Annotated in this window: 19 protein-coding genes; 10 read left to right on the top strand and 9 right to left on the bottom strand. The window is 45.3% G+C overall.

Annotated elements, in window-relative coordinates:
• Positions 1-33 precede the first annotated feature (33 nt).
• The 3 genes from tsaB to EXZ60_RS02120 all read right to left on the bottom strand — a co-directional run bounded on the left by tsaB (position 34) and on the right by EXZ60_RS02120 (position 2,982).
• Positions 34-735 carry a tRNA (adenosine(37)-N6)-threonylcarbamoyltransferase complex dimerization subunit type 1 TsaB gene (gene tsaB, locus EXZ60_RS02130; protein WP_277435210.1) on the bottom strand — a complete coding sequence of 234 codons (702 nt, stop codon included), beginning with the start codon at positions 733-735 and terminating at the stop codon, positions 34-36.
• Positions 736-743: 8 nt separating this feature from the next.
• Entirely contained in the window at positions 744-2,687 is a 1,944-nt protein-coding gene (locus tag EXZ60_RS02125; protein WP_010317190.1) for an ATP-dependent DNA helicase, read from the bottom strand.
• A 94-nt stretch (positions 2,688-2,781) separates the two neighbouring features.
• Positions 2,782-2,982: a hypothetical protein gene (locus tag EXZ60_RS02120; RefSeq protein ID WP_010317192.1), complete on the bottom strand. Its 201-nt coding sequence runs from the start codon at positions 2,980-2,982 to the stop codon at positions 2,782-2,784.
• A gap of 187 nt (positions 2,983-3,169) precedes the next feature.
• Between EXZ60_RS02120 and purU the strand changes: the two genes are divergently transcribed.
• Positions 3,170-4,003 carry a formyltetrahydrofolate deformylase gene (gene purU / locus EXZ60_RS02115; RefSeq protein ID WP_194566073.1) on the top strand — a complete coding sequence of 278 codons (834 nt, stop codon included), beginning with the start codon at positions 3,170-3,172 and terminating at the stop codon, positions 4,001-4,003.
• A gap of 120 nt (positions 4,004-4,123) precedes the next feature.
• Here purU and EXZ60_RS02110 read toward each other — a convergent pair whose 3' ends face one another.
• Entirely contained in the window at positions 4,124-6,127 is a 2,004-nt protein-coding gene (locus EXZ60_RS02110) for an NADPH-dependent 2,4-dienoyl-CoA reductase (protein WP_277435209.1), read from the bottom strand.
• A gap of 212 nt (positions 6,128-6,339) precedes the next feature.
• On the opposite strand from EXZ60_RS02110, the gene sppA reads away from it, so the two are divergent.
• The gene (sppA, locus tag EXZ60_RS02105) at positions 6,340-8,190 is read left to right on the top strand and encodes a signal peptide peptidase SppA (protein WP_277435208.1); all 1,851 of its coding nucleotides are present in this window, start codon (positions 6,340-6,342) and stop codon (positions 8,188-8,190) included.
• 120 nt (positions 8,191-8,310) lie between these two features.
• Positions 8,311-9,324, top strand: coding sequence for an asparaginase (ansA, locus tag EXZ60_RS02100; RefSeq protein WP_017044568.1), 1,014 nt, complete (start codon positions 8,311-8,313; stop codon positions 9,322-9,324).
• A 92-nt stretch (positions 9,325-9,416) separates the two neighbouring features.
• Here the strand turns inward: ansA and EXZ60_RS02095 are convergent, their stop codons facing one another.
• Complete coding sequence (locus EXZ60_RS02095; protein WP_013857226.1) at positions 9,417-9,701, bottom strand: DUF1315 family protein; 285 nt, start codon at positions 9,699-9,701, stop codon at positions 9,417-9,419.
• 101 nt (positions 9,702-9,802) lie between these two features.
• On the opposite strand from EXZ60_RS02095, the gene EXZ60_RS02090 reads away from it, so the two are divergent.
• Positions 9,803-10,627, top strand: coding sequence for a DUF2989 domain-containing protein (locus tag EXZ60_RS02090; protein ID WP_013857227.1), 825 nt, complete (start codon positions 9,803-9,805; stop codon positions 10,625-10,627).
• A gap of 47 nt (positions 10,628-10,674) precedes the next feature.
• Here the strand turns inward: EXZ60_RS02090 and msrB are convergent, their stop codons facing one another.
• Positions 10,675-11,079, bottom strand: coding sequence for a peptide-methionine (R)-S-oxide reductase MsrB (gene msrB, locus EXZ60_RS02085; RefSeq protein ID WP_013857228.1), 405 nt, complete (start codon positions 11,077-11,079; stop codon positions 10,675-10,677).
• Positions 11,080-11,416: 337 nt separating this feature from the next.
• Here msrB and gap point away from each other — a divergent pair, with 337 nt between their 5' ends.
• The 5 genes from gap (at position 11,417) to EXZ60_RS02060 (ending at position 15,888) form a co-directional block, all read left to right on the top strand.
• Positions 11,417-12,412, top strand: a complete 996-nt coding sequence (gene gap / locus EXZ60_RS02080) for a type I glyceraldehyde-3-phosphate dehydrogenase (RefSeq protein WP_010317219.1) — start codon at positions 11,417-11,419, stop codon at positions 12,410-12,412.
• A 155-nt stretch (positions 12,413-12,567) separates the two neighbouring features.
• On the top strand, positions 12,568-13,452 hold the full coding sequence (locus tag EXZ60_RS02075) for a D-hexose-6-phosphate mutarotase (protein ID WP_170888646.1): 885 nt from the start codon (positions 12,568-12,570) through the stop codon (positions 13,450-13,452).
• A 119-nt stretch (positions 13,453-13,571) separates the two neighbouring features.
• The gene (gene rlmA, locus EXZ60_RS02070) at positions 13,572-14,393 is read left to right on the top strand and encodes a 23S rRNA (guanine(745)-N(1))-methyltransferase (protein ID WP_277435207.1); all 822 of its coding nucleotides are present in this window, start codon (positions 13,572-13,574) and stop codon (positions 14,391-14,393) included.
• A 58-nt stretch (positions 14,394-14,451) separates the two neighbouring features.
• Complete coding sequence (locus EXZ60_RS02065) at positions 14,452-15,387, top strand: ChaN family lipoprotein (RefSeq protein ID WP_170888644.1); 936 nt, start codon at positions 14,452-14,454, stop codon at positions 15,385-15,387.
• 150 nt (positions 15,388-15,537) lie between these two features.
• Positions 15,538-15,888 (top strand): hypothetical protein, encoded by a 351-nt coding sequence (locus tag EXZ60_RS02060; protein WP_017044563.1) that lies wholly within the window; start codon positions 15,538-15,540, stop codon positions 15,886-15,888.
• A gap of 22 nt (positions 15,889-15,910) precedes the next feature.
• Here the strand turns inward: EXZ60_RS02060 and EXZ60_RS02055 are convergent, their stop codons facing one another.
• On the bottom strand, positions 15,911-16,351 hold the full coding sequence (locus EXZ60_RS02055; RefSeq protein WP_010317229.1) for a YcgN family cysteine cluster protein: 441 nt from the start codon (positions 16,349-16,351) through the stop codon (positions 15,911-15,913).
• Positions 16,352-16,509: 158 nt separating this feature from the next.
• Here EXZ60_RS02055 and EXZ60_RS02050 point away from each other — a divergent pair, with 158 nt between their 5' ends.
• Positions 16,510-16,758, top strand: a complete 249-nt coding sequence (locus EXZ60_RS02050; protein ID WP_013857235.1) for a YkgJ family cysteine cluster protein — start codon at positions 16,510-16,512, stop codon at positions 16,756-16,758.
• A 77-nt stretch (positions 16,759-16,835) separates the two neighbouring features.
• On the opposite strand, the gene recR is transcribed toward EXZ60_RS02050, so the two are convergent.
• Together recR and EXZ60_RS02040 are read right to left on the bottom strand one after the other, a co-directional pair.
• The gene (gene recR / locus EXZ60_RS02045; RefSeq protein ID WP_194662918.1) at positions 16,836-17,435 is read right to left on the bottom strand and encodes a recombination mediator RecR; all 600 of its coding nucleotides are present in this window, start codon (positions 17,433-17,435) and stop codon (positions 16,836-16,838) included.
• A gap of 51 nt (positions 17,436-17,486) precedes the next feature.
• Positions 17,487-17,816, bottom strand: a complete 330-nt coding sequence (locus EXZ60_RS02040; RefSeq protein ID WP_013857237.1) for a YbaB/EbfC family nucleoid-associated protein — start codon at positions 17,814-17,816, stop codon at positions 17,487-17,489.
• Positions 17,817-17,851: the final 35 nt, after the last annotated feature.

Here is a 17,851-nt window from a genome sequence, read left to right as displayed (position 1 = left end):
GCAAGACGAATGCAACGCCTTGCTTTTCACTGATTATTCTCGGCCCGGTAACTTCTTCCAAGCCACGTTATCACGCAGGTAAACAGGGCTCGACTCTTCCACCGTTAGCGTGTTTCCTTTGGCAAACTCGTACTGAGCAAGAAACACCATATCCTGTGCATCTGGGTACAATACTTCCCCCATTTGACACGAGATAGGCAACGTATCTAACTCTTCTTTATAAGCCGCCCAACCCGTTCCAGCGCAGCCCCAAGTGATGCTGTCAGCTTTGATTTGCTCAGCAAGAGTATTAGGAGCAATGACGCACTCTGCATCTATATCTTGCCAAGAGCCATCTTCTTGACGTGTATAACGACCCCAGTAAATCTCACTCATTCTAGCGTCAATTGCACACGCCACTTGCTGGTAACCCTGTAAACGATAGCTGCCTTGTGCCATCGCTGCCAGGGTCGAAATACCTATCATAGGTAAATCAGCACCGAATGCTAAACCTTGTGCAATTCCAATGCCAATCCGTACTCCGGTAAAACTGCCCGGACCACGGCCAAAGGCTAGCGCGTCGAGTTCCTGTAAGGTGATGCCCGCTTCTTTGAGGACGGAATCCACCATGGGTAGAATCTTCTTTGTGTGATCGCGAGGGGCAACTTCACTGCGAACGTACAGTTTGCCGTTCATCATTAAAGCAACAGAACAGTTCTCTGTTGCTGTGTCTAAGGCAAGGATCTTTGCGCTCATTACTGTCTCTAATTGTTGTTAATAGTTACGGGTGTCGTGACTGAAATTTGACTTAAGAAATCTTTTACTTTGTCCAAATCCCGCGTACGTGGAATGGGCGGTAAACTGGCAAGAAATAACCCACCGTAGTCACGGGTGACTAAACGGTTATCACAAATGATCAGTACACCTTTGTCATGTTTATCGCGGATCAAACGCCCGACCCCTTGTTTCAAGGTGATGACGGCATCGGGTAGTTGTACTTGCGCAAATGGATCCCCACCGCGCATTCGGCAATCTTCAATTCGCGCTTTCAACAGCGGATCATCCGGTGCGGTAAATGGAAGTTTGTCGATAATAACACAGCTTAATGCGTCACCTCTAACATCTATCCCTTCCCAAAACGCCCCTGTCGCGACCAATAAGGCATTACCTAATTCCATAAATTCGGCCAACGTTTTTTGTTTACTCGTCTCCCCTTGCATCAGCACTGGCACGGTTAACACTTCTCGAAAACGTTCACCTAACTCGCGCATCATGCTGTGGGAAGTACACAAAAAGAAGCAGCGGCCTTGGTTTTGCTCAATCACTGGCGACAAAATACGCACCAATTTATCGGCAAGGCCTGGGCTATTGGGTTCAGGTAAATAGCGTGGTACACACAGCCGCGCCTGCTGCTGATAGTCAAACGGGCTTGGCAATGAAAACTGAGCTTGGGGCTTTAGTCCTAAACGCTGAGTGAAATGGCTAAAATCGTCGTTTACGGCCAAAGTAGCGGAGGTGAAAATCCATGCGCCCTGCTTTTGTTGCACCTGTTCGTGAAATTTATCGGCCACCGAAAGTGGGGTGATGTGTAAACTAAAATGACGCGGCGTGGTGTCATACCAATAGGAATAACCAGTAATAGAGACATCACACACTCGATCAATTCGTCCTTTGATTAAGTTGGCGCGCTCAAATGCGGTATCCAATAACTGACTGCGACCTAACGCGAGTTTTAACACATCGATAGCAAAATCTAAGCTGTCTCGCAAACGCGCTAATTCTCGCGAAATCGATGGTGAAGCTAACGCCTCACGCCAGTTGCCTCGAAAACTGGGTTCACCCAACACAATGCGTAAATCCATCGCTGACTGCACCAGTTTATCGCCCACTTTCTGCAATTGGCGCATGTCTTTTGCTTCAGTGCGATAGCCGATTTCAATATCTTTCGCCAGCTCTTGAACTTGGCGACTGGAGACTGATTGACCAAAATATTGGCTGGCGATATCCGGTAACTGATGCGCTTCGTCGAAGATAAAGACCTCGGCTTCGGGGATCAACTCACCAAACCCGGTTTCTTTGATCGCTAGATCGGCTAGAAAAAGGTGATGGTTGACCACCACCACATCAGCGTCCATCGCCTTTTTGCGCGCTTTCGAGACAAAACAATCGACGTAACTTGGGCACTCTTTGCCAAGGCAATTGTCGTTGGTCGAGGTAATCGTTGGAATAATGGCACTGTCTTCAGGCAGTTCTTCACATTCGCCTAAATCACCGCTTTTGGTTTCCGATGACCAACGACGCACTTTCACTAATTGAGTCAGCAGCTGTGGATCAGATTGGTTGGTGTGGCTTTCTACCATCTGGCGGCTCAGCCTATCAAGGCACAGATAGTTTGCTCGACCTTTTAATAGCGCGACATTGCCATAGAAACCGAGCGCATCAATCATCAAGGGTAAATCACGATGAAAAAGCTGCTCTTGCAGGTTTTTAGAACCCGTGCTGATAATGACTTTTTTACCACTGAGCAGCGCCGGTACCAGATACGCAAAGGTTTTGCCTGTACCAGTCCCTGCCTCAACCACTAATTGCGATTGCTGGGCAATCGCTTTAGCGACCGCTTCAGCCATGTCAATTTGCGCCTGCCGCGCTTGAAAACCAGCAATGGCTTTGCCTAATGCGCCTTGTGAAGAGAAGGTTTTTGCAATCATCAAAAAGTGGGTATCAGTATTCGTTGCGGGGCATTATGTCAGGTTTGATGAGCTGGCGCGAATCCAAGTGCAACCCGCGCCAGTTAGGTGTGTTCTATTTGCGATTGAGGTAACGAGATAACCAAGCTGGCCCTTCGTACCCACTCTCCGTTTGGGTCATTGCTTTTGCCGCCTCGGCGGGTGATGCTCGGCTCTCCCACATGTCTTCCAAAATGATTTCGTCAATTTGATGGTCTCCCATCAATGCACTCACTCTTTCCATATACAGCTTTCGTGCGAGGAGTTCTCTATCCATAAATACCGCCTTAAGACACTCTGTGAGGAAGAAAATTAGCAAAAGCCTAACGGTGAACCCGTTTATATATTGAAACCAACTTAATAATAGATTAATTATAGCCCCTATATTGCGGGGTGCCTCACCGTTTACTCGCTCACGAATTAGTTTTTAGAACGAAAAAAATCATGCACGGAAGTAATTAATAATGGAAAGAAAAACACTGCTCACTCATTGTAGTGATGCGCCCGGACTTATCTCGAAAATCACGAACATCTGTTATAAACATCAACTCAATATTATTCATAACAATGAGTATGTTGATAACATCAGTGGTCACTTTTTTATGCGTACTGAATTGGAAGGCTACTTTAACGACACCACCCTTCTAGCCGACCTTGACCAAGCCTTGCCTGCACACGCAAAGCGTAAACTGATTGATTCTTCGCGCAAACGCATCGTTATTTTGGTGACTAAAGAAGCACATTGCTTGGGCGATATTTTGATTAAGAATTATGATGGCAGCTTGGATGTCGATATTGCTGCAGTGATTGGCAATTACGATACGCTGCAAAATCTGACCGAAAAGTTTGATATCCCCTATCACCATGTTTCTCACGAAGGACTAAACCGCGAGGAACATGAGCAGAAATTGTTGGCAGTACTAGACCAATACCAAGCCGACTATTTGGTCCTCGCCAAATACATGCGGGTACTCACTCCTGGTTTTGTCGATAAGTACCATCACAAAATTATTAATATTCACCACAGCTTTTTACCGGCATTCATTGGTGCAAAACCTTACCAGCAAGCGTACGAGCGCGGTGTGAAAATCATTGGTGCGACGGCGCATTTTGTCACTAATGATTTAGATGAAGGCCCGATTATTAAGCAAGACGTGATCCCAGTTGATCACACATTCAGCGCGCAAAACATGGCGCAAGCTGGACGGGACGTTGAGAAAAATGTGCTGAGTAAGGCCTTGAACAAAGTCATCAACGATCACGTTTTTGTTTATGGCAACAAAACGGTCATTTTATAGCAAAGACTGTTCTTCACGGACGTAGCAAAGACAAAAGGCGCGATTTGCGCCTTTTGTTGTTTTACGATTGCTGGCTGATCACTCCAATTGATAACACCACCACCTAGCTTGGACCACAGATTATAACTTGATCGCCAGCTCGACCCCCTGACGAATCGCACGCACAGCATCAAGCTCACCAGCATAATCGGCACCACCAATCACATGCATCTTCTCACCCAATGATGCCCATTTATCTTCAAAAGGACGTACCGATTCTTGCCCAGCACAAATCACAATTTTGTCGGCGTCTAACAGCAAAGGATTACCGTCAAGCGTGATATGTAAACCGTCAGCGGCAATTTTTTCATAACCGACACCACCCAGTAGATTCACTCCACGCTTTTCTAAGGTGCGTTTATGGATCCAACCTGTGGTCTTACCAGGGCCTTTACCTACACGCCCTTTTCTACGCTGTAATAGCCACACCGTTTTCTCACTCATACCATCAGGGAATGGGTATAAACCACCGGGATAAGTAATCTCTTTATCAATGCCCCAATCATGCAGCCAATCATCAAGTGTATGCTCTGTCGGCTCAGTCAGCATAGTGGCGACGTCAACACCAATGCCACCAGCACCAACAATCGCAACTTTTTCGCCAACGGGCGTTTTTTCACGGATCAGCGTTTGGTAATCCAGCACCTTTTCTAGGTTATCAATACCCTCAATTTTGACTTTTCTCGGCTCGACACCCGACGCCATCACCACTTCATCGTACGGTTCGAGCATATCAAAATTGACGTCAGTATCTAAATGCAGATGTACACCGGTTTGATCAATACGATTTGCAAAGTAGCGAATGGTTTCTCGAAACTCTTCTTTGCCGGGAATTTGCATCGCCAAACGGAACTGACCACCAATGCGATCATTTTTTTCAAACAGATCAACATGATGCCCACGCTCAGCCAATGTAGTCGCACAAGCAAGCCCCGCCGGACCTGCGCCAATCACCGCCATTTTTTTCGGCTGAGCCGCTGGACGAATAACCATTTCCGTTTCATAACAGGCCCGCGGATTGACGAGACAACTGGCTCGTTTGCCTTTAAATACGTTATCTAAACAAGCTTGGTTACAGCCGATACATGTATTGATCAGCGCGGCTTTTCCTTGCTCCGCTTTGGCAACAAATTCTGGATCGGCAAGAAACGGACGCGCCATCGACACCATATCCGCTTGACCCGTTGCTAATATTCTTTCTGCTTCTTCTGGAGTGTTGATACGATTACAGGTCACAACGGGTACAGAGAGATGCGGGCGGATTTTTTCCGTTACCCAAGTAAAAGCAGCACGTGGTACTTGAGTCGCTATCGTTGGAACGCGCGCTTCATGCCAACCGATGCCCGTATTGATAATGGTCACGCCAGCTTGTTCAAGTGCCTTCGCGAGTATTAAAACCTCTTCAAAAGTGCTGCCCTCTTCGACTAAATCCAGCATTGAAAGGCGGAAAATGATGATGAACTCTTTACCAACCACTGCGCGAATCGCTTTCACTATCTCAATGGGTAAACGGATACGATTTTCGTAACTACCGCCCCAATCGTCGTAGCGCATGTTGGTGCGTTTACAGATAAATTGGTTGATCAAATACCCTTCCGAGCCCATCACTTCGACACCATCGTATCCTGCAAGGTGAGCTAATTCAGCGCTGCTGGCAAAGGCATCAATAGTTTTTTTTATCTGACGGGCACTCATTTCACTCGGCGCAAAACGCGCAATAGGTGCTTTAATCGCCGAAGCACTTTGGGCAAAAGGGTGCATTGCGTATCGGCCTGCATGCAGCAGTTGCAAGGCAATCTTTCCACCTTGGCGATGCACAGCTTCAGTCACGACTTGGTGTGCACGCGCATGTTTTGCTTTGCTAAATTCGGCACTGAAAGGGTGAAGTCGACCGCGCAAATTAGGTGAAAACCCGCCCGTCACAATCAGCCCAACCCCACCTTTTGCACGCTCTTCATAAAAAGCGGCCAGCTTATGGAGCCCTTCCTTGTGCTCTTCTAATCCCGTGTGCATTGATCCCATCAATACACGGTTGCGTAACTGAGTAAATCCTAAATCCAAAGGCTCTAACAGATGTTGGTACATGGCGACTTCACTTTTATAATTATGCGTTATGGTCTGACCAGAATATTATTGCCCACAAAAAAAATCAAACAAGTGTTTACATTTTTGTAACACCGATCAATCTTGCGGTTGTTTGGGTATACTAGATCACGTAGGATGTAAGCCATTAATATCTCAAGGGTAATCCCCTTTATTCATTTAACACGCTTGCGAATAGCCGCAGTGGAGAAACAATGAGATCACTATTTCGATTTATCGGCTTGATATTTAAAGGTTTTTGGAAAATCATTACTTTTATTCGTTTAGCCTTAACCAACCTGTTCTTTTTGCTCAGTATTGCACTGATTTATTTCTTGTATGTGCATGCCGATTCTCCCCTGCCCACCATAGAAAAAGAGTCCGCATTAGTAATGAACTTATCGGGACCGATTGTTGAACAGAGTTCTTACATCAATCCGATGGATTCAATGACTGGTTCATTTTTTGGCAAAGACTTACCCAAAGAAAATGTATTATTTGATGTAGTAGAGACCATTCGCCATGCGAAAGACGATGCGAAAATCACAGGCATTGTGCTCGCTCTCGGAGAAATGCCTGAAACCAACCTCACTAAGCTACGTTACATTGCTAAAGCGTTGAACGAATTTAAAGCCACGGGCAAACCCATCTACGCGGTGGGAGATTTCTATAATCAAAGCCAATATTATTTGGCAAGCTACGCCGATAAAGTCTATTTGGCACCGGATGGCGCAGTGATGCTGAAAGGCTACAGTGCCTATTCAATGTACTACAAAACTTTGCTGGAAAAGCTGGACGTTAATACGCACGTTTTCCGTGTCGGGACTTATAAATCAGCCATTGAGCCATTTATTCGTGACGATATGTCCGACGCGGCAAAAGAGTCCGCCTCTCGCTGGTTAACGCAGTTGTGGGGAGCGTACGTTGATGACGTAGCGACCAACCGTAAGATTGACGGGAAAACGTTAAACCCATCAATGGATGAATTTCTGACGCAATTAAAAGCGAGTGAGGGTGATCTCGCTGCTTTATCATTAAAATTAGGGTTAGTGGATGAATTGGCCACTCGCCAACAAATGCGCCTATCGCTCGCCGAAACATTTGGCAGCAATGGAGAAGATAGCTACAACGCCGTAGGTTACTACGAATATCAAGCCACCATTAGGCCACAGTTTAACGCTGATATGGACGATGTAGCCGTGATCGTGGCTAGTGGTACCATCATGGATGGAGATCACCCACGAGGCACAGTCGGTGGTGATACCACCGCCGCATTACTTCGCCAAGCGCGTAACGATGATAAAGTCAAAGCCGTCGTATTGCGTGTGGACAGCCCAGGAGGCAGCGCCTTTGCCTCCGAAGTTATTCGTAATGAAATTCAAGCGTTAAAAGACGCAGGCAAACCGGTTGTCGTCTCAATGTCGAGCCTTGCAGCATCTGGCGGTTATTGGATTTCAATGAGTGCAGATAAAATTGTCGCGCAGCCAACCACGTTAACCGGTTCAATTGGTATTTTTAGTGTCATCACCACATTCGAAAAAGGACTCAATAAATTGGGGGTTTATACCGATGGCGTAGGAACCTCACCTTTTTCTGGTGTCGGTGTCACCACAGGGCTAACAAAAGGCGTGGCCGACGCACTGCAACTGGGCATTAACCATGGTTACCAGCGTTTCATCAGTTTGGTGGGAGAGAACCGTGGCCTTTCATTGGCACAAGTCGATCAGGTCGCGCAAGGCCGCGTATGGACAGGACAAGATGCCATGGTTCATGGCTTAGTCGACCAAATGGGTGACTTTGATGATGCCATTAAGCTCGCAGCACAACTGGCAAAATTAGAGACCTACAATATTTATTGGGTAGAAGAACCCCTTTCACCCGCTGAGCAATTCTTGCAAGACATCATGAATCAAGTGCAAGTTCGCTTCGGTTTTGATGTATCAACGCTAGTGCCTGCGTCGCTGCAACCTGTAGCAAAACAATGGGTGCAAGATGCCAGCTTACTCAACCATTTTAATGATCCGAAAGGGCAATATGCGTTCTGCCTAAACTGCCAAGTTCAGTAGCAATATCAATCTATAATGACTAAAAACCATTGGGGCGCTTTGTGTTGAGCGCCCCTTTTTATATTAAGTGAATACGCTATAATCCCCCGCTCTGTTCCCCTACACGAGTGATTTCTAGCTATGGCAAGAAAACATATCTACATCGCCTACACTGGCGGTACTATCGGCATGCTAAAATCCGACCATGGTTATGTCCCTATTGCGGGCTTCATGGAAAAACAACTCGCAAGTATGCCTGAATTTCAGCGCCCTGAAATGCCTGAGTTCACCATTCATGAATATGACCCTCTGATTGACTCCTCGGACATGACACCTGAAGATTGGCAACAAATCGCCAACGATATTCGAGATAATTATGACAAATACGATGGCTTTGTGATTTTACATGGTACGGATACCATGGCTTACACGGCATCGGCACTCTCTTTCATGCTGGAAAACTTGGGTAAACCCGTCATTGTGACAGGCTCACAAATTCCGTTGGCCGAATTGCGCTCTGACGGACAAGCGAATTTACTTAATGCGTTGCACATCGCCGCTAATTACCCCATCAATGAAGTGACGTTATTCTTCAATAATCAGTTGATGCGGGGTAACCGCAGTGTCAAATCACACGCCGATGGTTTTAATGCGTTTACCTCGCCGAACCTTCCTCCGCTGTTAGAAGCTGGGATCAATATTCAAATCAGCAGTAACGTTAAAGTTGGCGAACAGCCGCAAGGAGCCTTCCGAGTCCATAACATTACACCACAACCGATCGGTGTGATTACCATGTACCCTGGCATCTCTCACGAAGTGATCCGCAACACCTTATTACAGCCAGTCAACGCGATGATTTTGCTGACTTTTGGTGTGGGCAATGCACCTCAAAATGCGCAACTATTAGCGCATTTAAAAGAAGCCTCAGAACGTGGCGTGATCGTCATGAATTTAACTCAGTGCTTAGCAGGTAAAGTCAACATGGGCGGTTACGCGACAGGCTGTGCTCTTGCAGAAGCAGGCGTGATCAGCGGCTACGACATGACACCCGAAGCCGCTTTAGCCAAGCTTCACTATTTACTGAGCCAGAATCTTTCTTATGAAGAAGTGAAGCAGAAAATGCAGGAAGTATTACGTGGTGAAATGAGCTTATAGCTTTAAGCACCCACAATATATTTTCCCCTCATTAACAAAATCCCCAACTCAATGAATTGGGGATTTTTGTATTCTGTACAAGTCAAATAGACTCATTCGTGGTTTGGATTGACTCGAACAATATCGTCTTGTCCGTTTTGAAAGCGCTTTTTAAGCTCATTTTTTGACTTAAAACTGATTTCTCCACCAGCGGCAACTGTCATATGGTCCGCTTCTACATTATGCTTAGATTGATACAACATCACAGCTTGCATGCATGAATCTCGCTGTGTTTGTGAAAGTGGTGTACCTTCAGGCCACTTACCCGTTTCAACAGCGTGCATTAATCGCTTGTAAGCTTCGGGGGTGATGGCGTTAATGAGTTGATCGGCATCCATGGTCTATCCTTAATTAACGAATTCGTCACAAACATAACTTGCCATGATATTGAGTCAAGGCAAGCCCAATAAATAAGTGTATTTGATCACAAGCTAATATTATGAATTTGATAAAAGTGCCCATGATTCTCAGCCTATCACTTCTTATAAGTGGCTGCTTTGAGAATAACAGAGATACCGATAAGCTATGTGCTGATAATCCTAATTTGCGCTGTGAAAGGCTCAATATAAATGATGGGCAATGTAGAGTTCCACGTACGGACCTCATCTGGCATCGATTTGAAGTACTTAAAAATCCAAGCGATAGCAACAAGATTAAAGAATACGGATTAGTTCAAGCTTATCGAAAATGTCTCGAGCTCGCTTCACAAATTCAAGCGATTGATCAAACGGAACTCAAACAACGTCGATTTTCAGCACTCGTCAATACAGGGAAAGATTTAGAGCAGATTGAAAAAGAGCTTCAGTCATCCAGCTCCGCGGAAACCTTATACTTTCTCTGGAGTCAGATTGGTGATAAAAGTGCACAAAGAAAATTCTTACAACGTGAAGGTAAACCCGAGCTAGATACAGCAGAAATGCAATACGCTCTCGCTACTTTTTATGTTCAACGGGATCGAGAAAAAGCAATCTATTTGCTCCATCGAACCTTAGAACTCAGCCCAAAAGGCAGTATCAACCTTGATGCTATCAAATCTCTTGCCAGTACCAACCAAATTCTCAAACAGAAAGAAAAAGCTTACATTTGGGCGATGGTAGGAAAAACATTCAATGTGCCGGTTGCTTCAGAGACAGAACTCAAATTGCTGTACGGGTTTGATCAAGAAAAATTTGATGCACTCGACGATATCGCCGAAAAAATCGTTGACGCTATCAAAAATGGACAGTTTAAACCAGAGCTCATTCCTCTCGACTTTGCCAACTAACAAAATGTAATCATAAAACAAAGAGCGGTGATAAGTTCACCGCTTTTTCACTTTTTGTTGAAAATTAACGACACTGAATTGACACAAAATCGTTCACCTGTTGTTTGAGGTCCATCGGGAAAAACATGCCCTAGATGGCTATCACACACCGCACAACGGATCTCAGTTCGAATCATTCCATGCGTTAAATCTTCAAGATAGCGGATTGCAGTATCATTGATCGGTGCATCAAAACTTGGCCAACCACACCCCGAATCATACTTATTGTTGGAGACAAATAACGGGCTGCTGCAACAGGTACACGCGTACACACCTGTGTCACGATTATGTAATAACTTGCCACTAAACGGGGCTTCTGTACCGCGTTGACGGCAAACATAAAACTCATCATCCGTTAGTCTTTCACGCCAGTATTCATCAGGCTTAACATTATTCTCAATCTTCGATTTCACTTACAAAACTTCCCTTCTTCTCAATATTGAACTGGTACTTTTTATGCCAAAAACTTGCATACTCCACTCTTTGTAGCACATACTTTCTCACCATGAAATGGTAGGTATGTAATTTCTAACTGCCTTAGAAGGCTAAAGTATTTTACGCCAACTGAAAGTAAACAGAAGCGGTATAAAGTTTAAAATTTAATCACTTACGATTAATTGTGAAAAAAAGCGACGCTTTTTTTTGACTTTAAACAAGTTAAGTCCGATTATCTGTTGCAGACATTTACTGGATTCTGTAATTTTACTACCAGTTATCTTTAATCAGAAATTAAGTTGTGGAGCAACTATAATGACTATCAAAGTAGGTATTAACGGTTTTGGCCGTATCGGTCGTTTCGTATTCCGTGCAGCGCAAGAGCGCAACGACATCGAAGTTGTAGGTATTAACGACCTTATCGACGTAGATTATATGGCATACATGTTAAAGTATGACTCAACTCATGGCCGTTTCAACGGTACCGTTGAAGTTGAAGCTGGCAACCTAGTTGTAAACGGCAAAACTGTACGTGTAACAGCTGAGCGTAACCCAGAAGATCTAAAATGGGATGCAATCGGTGTTGACGTGGTTGCTGAAGCAACAGGTCTATTCCTAGACGATGCAACCGCTCGTAAGCACATCACTGCTGGCGCGAAAAAAGTTGTTCTAACTGGTCCTTCAAAAGACGCGACTCCAATGTTCGTAATGGGTGTTAACCACGCTTCTTACGCTGGTCAAGACATCGTTTCTAACGCTTCTTGTACTACAAACTGTCTAGCACCTATCGCTAAAGTTCTTAACGACAAGTGGGGCATCGAGTCTGGTCTTATGACTACTGTTCACGCAACTACAGCGACTCAAAAAACTGTAGATGGTCCTTCTGCGAAAGACTGGCGTGGTGGTCGTGGTGCTTCTCAAAACATCATCCCATCTTCAACTGGCGCAGCTAAAGCGGTTGGCGTTGTAATCCCAGAACTAAACGGCAAACTGACTGGTATGGCTTTCCGCGTACCTACAGCGAACGTTTCTGTAGTTGACCTAACTGTTAACCTACAAAACCCAGCATCTTACGCAGAAATCTGTGCTGAAATGAAGCGCGCTTCTGAAAACGAATTCGCTGGCGTTCTAGGCTACACTGAAGATGCAGTTGTTTCTCAAGACTTCATCGGTGAAATCAACACATCTGTATTCGATGCTAAAGCTGGTATCGCACTGACTGACAAATTCGTTAAAGTTGTATCTTGGTACGACAACGAAATCGGTTACTCAAACAAAGTTCTAGACCTAATCGCTCACGTTTCTAAATAATCGTAGTGTTTAGCGAAGAAATTCGTTGAGAACAAAAAGGCGGCCATTGTGTCGCCTTTTTAGTATCTGTCCCTTTCATTTTTGGGGCTGCGTTAGACAATCCGAGCCATTCCTTACTCAATTATCCGGTAGGAATGGCATGAGGTATCGAATTTATGGATCTGCAATCTCTCCCTACCCTGACTTATCTTTCTGACAACGTCACTATCGTTGAGAAAGAGGGCGTTAAAATTGTTCGCGTTATTCATGACAAAGCAACCGCCGGAATTACACTGCATGGCGGCCATGTCATCTCATTCACTCCTAAAGGACAAGATGAGCTCATTTGGATGAGTGACACGGCCATTTTTGACGGTAAAGCCGCTCTAAGAGGCGGGATCCCTGTTTGTTGGCCATGGTTTGGCCGTATTGCTGCACCAGCCCATGGTTTCGCACGCACCAATGAATGGGCATTGATTGAACATAGAGAAAACGAGCAGGGCGTCATTATCGTGTTAGGGCTCGACCATTCGCCCCAAACACTGGCTATTTGGCCATTTCAATTCAAAACCCGTCTTTATGTTGAAATCGGTGACAAGTTAAAAGTCACTTTAGAAACGACCAATACGGATGAGAAAGCATGGACGTTTTCTGCAGCGCTGCACAGCTACCTCAAGGTTGGTAATATTACCCAGACCACTACTACAGGTATGGGCGTTGAATATATAGACAGCTTACAAGATGCAAAAATGTGTCAAGGTGGTTCAACACTCATCCTCACCGATACGATTGATCGCGTCTATACCGCGCCTGAAGCACAAATTCAGGTCCAAGATCCTGTTTTGAATCGCACGTTAGTGGTTGAAAACTCTGGACACAACTCTGCCGTCTTGTGGAACCCATGGGCTCAAGGCGCTCAATCAATGGCCGATATGCCTGACGATGGTTATCAAACGATGCTGTGTGTTGAATCTACACTGCATGCCCCTTGCTTGTCCGCTGGAAAAACCTTGCAACCAGGTGAAAGCCATCAGCTCGTCACGACGGTTTTTTCCAACTAAGCTTTTTTGGCGAATTTTCCGTCATCATACTCATGCTGAGGGCAGTGAAATCACGCTGTCCTTTTTATTTCTAGCCGCAGACGCTAAACTGGCACCTTTGTTTTTCAAGCGAGATCTTCATGGCGTATCTGTGCCCCCTTTGCCAGCAACCTCTGTTGCAACAGCAGCAAATATTGAAATGTGAAAATAATCATCAATTTGATATAGCCAAAGAGGGCTACGTCAATTTGATGCCTGCACATCATAAACGCTCAAAAGATCCGGGTGATAATAAAGAGATGATGCAAGCTCGTCGCCGTTTTCTTGAAGGTGGACATTACGATCTGATGCGTCAGACGGTTGCTCAGTTGTGCAGTAAATATCTGCAAGATTCTTCTTATCAGTTTTTAGACATTGGCTGCGGCGAAGGTTACTACACCCAATTTGTCGCTCAAACGCTTGCACAACACTCGATACAATCGGTCACCTATGGGTTAGATATCTCTAAAATCGCCGTACGTTATGCAGCAAAGCGCTACCCTATAGTCAACTTTGTCGTTGCCTCCAGCCACCGCTTGCCCTTTGACGATGCTTCCCTAGCCGGTATATTACGAATTTATGCGCCCTGTAAAGCGCAAGAGCTTTACCGCTGTATTCAAAACCAAGGAGTGGTGATTACCGTTACACCCGCGGCAAGGCACCTCTATCAGTTAAAAGAAGGGATCTATCCTAATGTTCAACTGCATGATGAAACCGCAGAAGAGATAGCTGGGTTTACATTAGTAGAGCAACAAAAACTGCACTACACCATGGCATTAAGCGGTAACGATGCTTTTGATTTATTACAGATGACGCCGTTTGCATGGCGGGCCAGTGATGAGCTAAGAGCGCAATTAAAGCAAGCTGAGCAATTTAATTGTGAGGCCGATTTTATGATCAGCGTTTACCGCAAAGTTAGTTGATAATAATTCTCATTATATTGCAAATCCACAGTGTCTCCATTATTATGCCAAATTCAAAATGGAGACACTCATGCGCTTAGTTACTTCTCTGGCTCTACTATTACCACTTTTTGGCTGTGCTTCGCACCAGCCGAAGCCCATTGCTCACTTTTATGACTACCAATTATCTACCCCTAGCGGCAAACCATTGAATCTCAATTCGCTGCCGAATGAGATAAAAAATGCCGATATCATTTTAGTCGGTGAGTGGCATACACACCCAGCCATTCATCGCTTCCAAACCGAGCTATTGGCACAACTCAGCCGCGAAAACACCCATGTAGCCTTGTCTATGGAACAATTTTCACGCGATGAACAAGAGATACTGAACCGCTATCTAGCAGGAGAAATCGGCGAACAATACCTTATTTCTCAGACCAGAGCGTGGCCAAACTACCAAAGTGACTACCGCCCACTGGTTGAATTTGCAAAATCACAGCAGTTGAATGTCATTGCCGCTAATGCGCCTAAACCTTTCGTACGTTGTATCGGCAAAGTGGGAATCAAATACCTTGATAAATTAACGCCAGTAGAGCGGGCTCAGGTTGCACACCAAATTGACACCTCAGCCTCTCCCTACAAAGCGAAGTTCATGGAATCAATGCACCACGGTTCAAAAGAGCAAACTGAAAAACAGTACGCAGCTCAGCTCACTTGGGATGAAACGATGGCAGAAAGCATGGTGGATTATTTACAAAACCACCCGACAGCTCAGGTGATGCACATCGCAGGCAAGTTCCACACCGAGCAGGGTTTAGGCACGGCGCATTCTATCCTTCGTCGAAATCCTGATTTAAAGATTGCCATCATCACGCCCGTAGAGGATACCCAGACGTCGTATCCTGATTTCCAACTCACTGTACTGCCAATTCCTACCGCCTATGTTCAAGCAGAGCATCGCATGCAAGCCTATCAACAGATAAAGAATCGCAACACAGATCTCACTTGCGACTAATTAGCGGCGAATAACGGGCCTGCTTATTCTTTTCATATAAAGTAGGCGCGTTTTTTGCTTGTACATACTTCATACAAATTGCGAATTTTTTGCACAAGTTTTTCATAAATCTGTCGATACATTAACTGATGGCATTTATAGGAGAGAAGTATGACACCGGTAGGGACAAGCTCAGCGCAACTGCATTCACTCCAGCAAGTTAAGGCTCAAGCAAATTCTACAGCGGCATCCCCCCCCTCTGCCCCGCTCAAAGTGGAGCAGAATACCGTCACTTTGTCTGATGAAGGCAAAGCCTTGCTCGCAGCGCTGCAACAACTCGACAAAGAGAGTAAGTTAGAAAACAAAGAGAAAACCGTGACTGGCAAAGTGGAATCATTTGCTCATGGTGCTTTGGGATTAGATCATCCAGATAAAAAACCAGAAGAAGATGATAGCTCCTATTCCGCAGGGAAATATTTTTCCGCCGCGGCAACAGTAGGAGGTTTGTTACTGCTTCTCTAGTCTTTTAGATTTCTATTGGATATTAATTGCGGTTTGGATGATTGATGATGTGATCCTCCCAGTCGATAACATCAATCTCATAAACGACTTTGTTGCGAACACTTTCTTGCGCGGCGTGCATCGCCTCTTTGGAGCCGGTAATCAAAGGATGCCATTGCGGCAATGTTTTGCCTTCTGACAGTACACGATAGGCGCACGTATCCGGCAACCAGTTAAATTCATCAATTTTATCACGCGTCAGTTTTAAGCACTCCTCACCAGAATTGAAACGGTTTGGATAATCCTTGCATGAGCAGGTATCGCTGTTTAACCAACTGCAAGCGACATTGGTGTAATAGACCTCATCACTATCTTCATCCATTAACTTGTGTAAGCAGCACTTACCGCATCCATCACAAAGCGACTCCCACTCCGATTCCGTCATTTGTTCTAATTTCTTATTTTGCCAGAATGGTGTGCTCATGAGTCTCTATCTTACTTAACGAATGGGGTGCGTGTTATACCTCCACACCAAGCAAAGTTCAAGGATAAAAACGGCTTGTTAATTTAGGAAGCTATTGCTGTACACTTCGGTCACATCTGCTAGGATCGTCACCCTTTTCTTTTTATTGGTACTCAATTATGGAATGCAGACTTGGTTGTGGTGCGTGTTGTATCGCCCCTAGTATTTCTTCCTCCATCCCGGGTATGGAGCAAGGAAAGCCAGCAGGTGTACGTTGCATTCAACTTAATGACGCTAATTTGTGCAAGTTATTTGGTAAGCCTGAACGTCCAAAAGTATGCCACGAATTTAAGCCTTGCCCGATGGTCTGTGGCAACACGAACCAAGAAGCTTTGAGCAACATTACCGAACTCGAAAAAATCACTTGATGGCACTGCTTTGTTTGCCTTAATTGATGGCGTCACTCAAAATTGCCCCAGCAGCTAGGGCAATGATTCGAAAGGTACTACAGCTTTTGTCTGCCAAGCAAAGAGTGTGATAGCGTCGTGCCATCAACAAGCTCAAGCTCACCGCCAACAGGCACACCATGAGCAATACGGCTCGCAGAGACTTGATGGGCGCGACATAATTCCGCAATGTAGTGCGCGGTCGCTTCCCCTTCAACGGTTGGGTTAGTGGCAAGAATGACTTCGGCAATGCCACCACGTTGCAAACGGTAATCCAGCGTATCTAAACCAATATCACTCGGGCCGATACCATCTAAAGGTGATAAGTGCCCCATCAGGACAAAATAACGTCCAGAATATTGGCCTGTAGCTTCAATGGCCGCAATATCAGCAGGGCTTTCGACTACACAGAGTTGGCCGTTATCCTGCCGCTTAGAGTTGCTACAAATATGACAAGTTTCTTCTTCAGTGAAAGTTCGACATTCACTGCAATGTCCAATTTCTGTCATGGCTTGGCTTAAAGCATCGGCGAGCTGTAAGCCGCCTTTTCTATCGCGCTGTAACAAATGAAAGGCCATACGCTGTGCTGACTTGGGACCCACCCCAGGCAGACAACGTAAGGCCTCCATCAAATGCTCCAGCATATGACTGGTACGCATTAGTAACCTATTTTGTTTGTTAAAAAGGTTGTTTGTTAAAAAAGTCGTTCGTTAAAACGGCATCTTCATACCTGGTGGTAATTGCATACCGCCAGTGACAGAAGCCATTTTTTCTTTTTGAGTCTCTTCCACGCGGCGCGCAGCATCATTGAAAGCGGCGGCAATCAGATCTTCTAGCATCTCTTTGTCGTCTTCCATTAAGCTTTCATCAATCTCTACACGGCGTACGCTGTGGCTACCAGTAATGGTCACTTTTACCAGACCAGCACCAGACTCACCAACCACTTCCATATTCGCAATTTCTTCTTGTAGCTTTTGCATGCGCTCTTGCATTTGTTGGGCTTGCTTCATTAGGTTGCCCATACCGCCTTTACCAAACATGTTTATCTCTCTGGTTGAATTGAGTGTTTCACATA

It is taken from the genome of Vibrio sp. 1151_11, from assembly GCF_029478525.1.
Lineage (GTDB): Bacteria > Pseudomonadota > Gammaproteobacteria > Enterobacterales > Vibrionaceae > Vibrio > Vibrio anguillarum.
The sequence above is the reverse complement of the archived record's forward strand: the minus strand, read 5'-3'. Positions and strand labels throughout refer to the sequence as shown.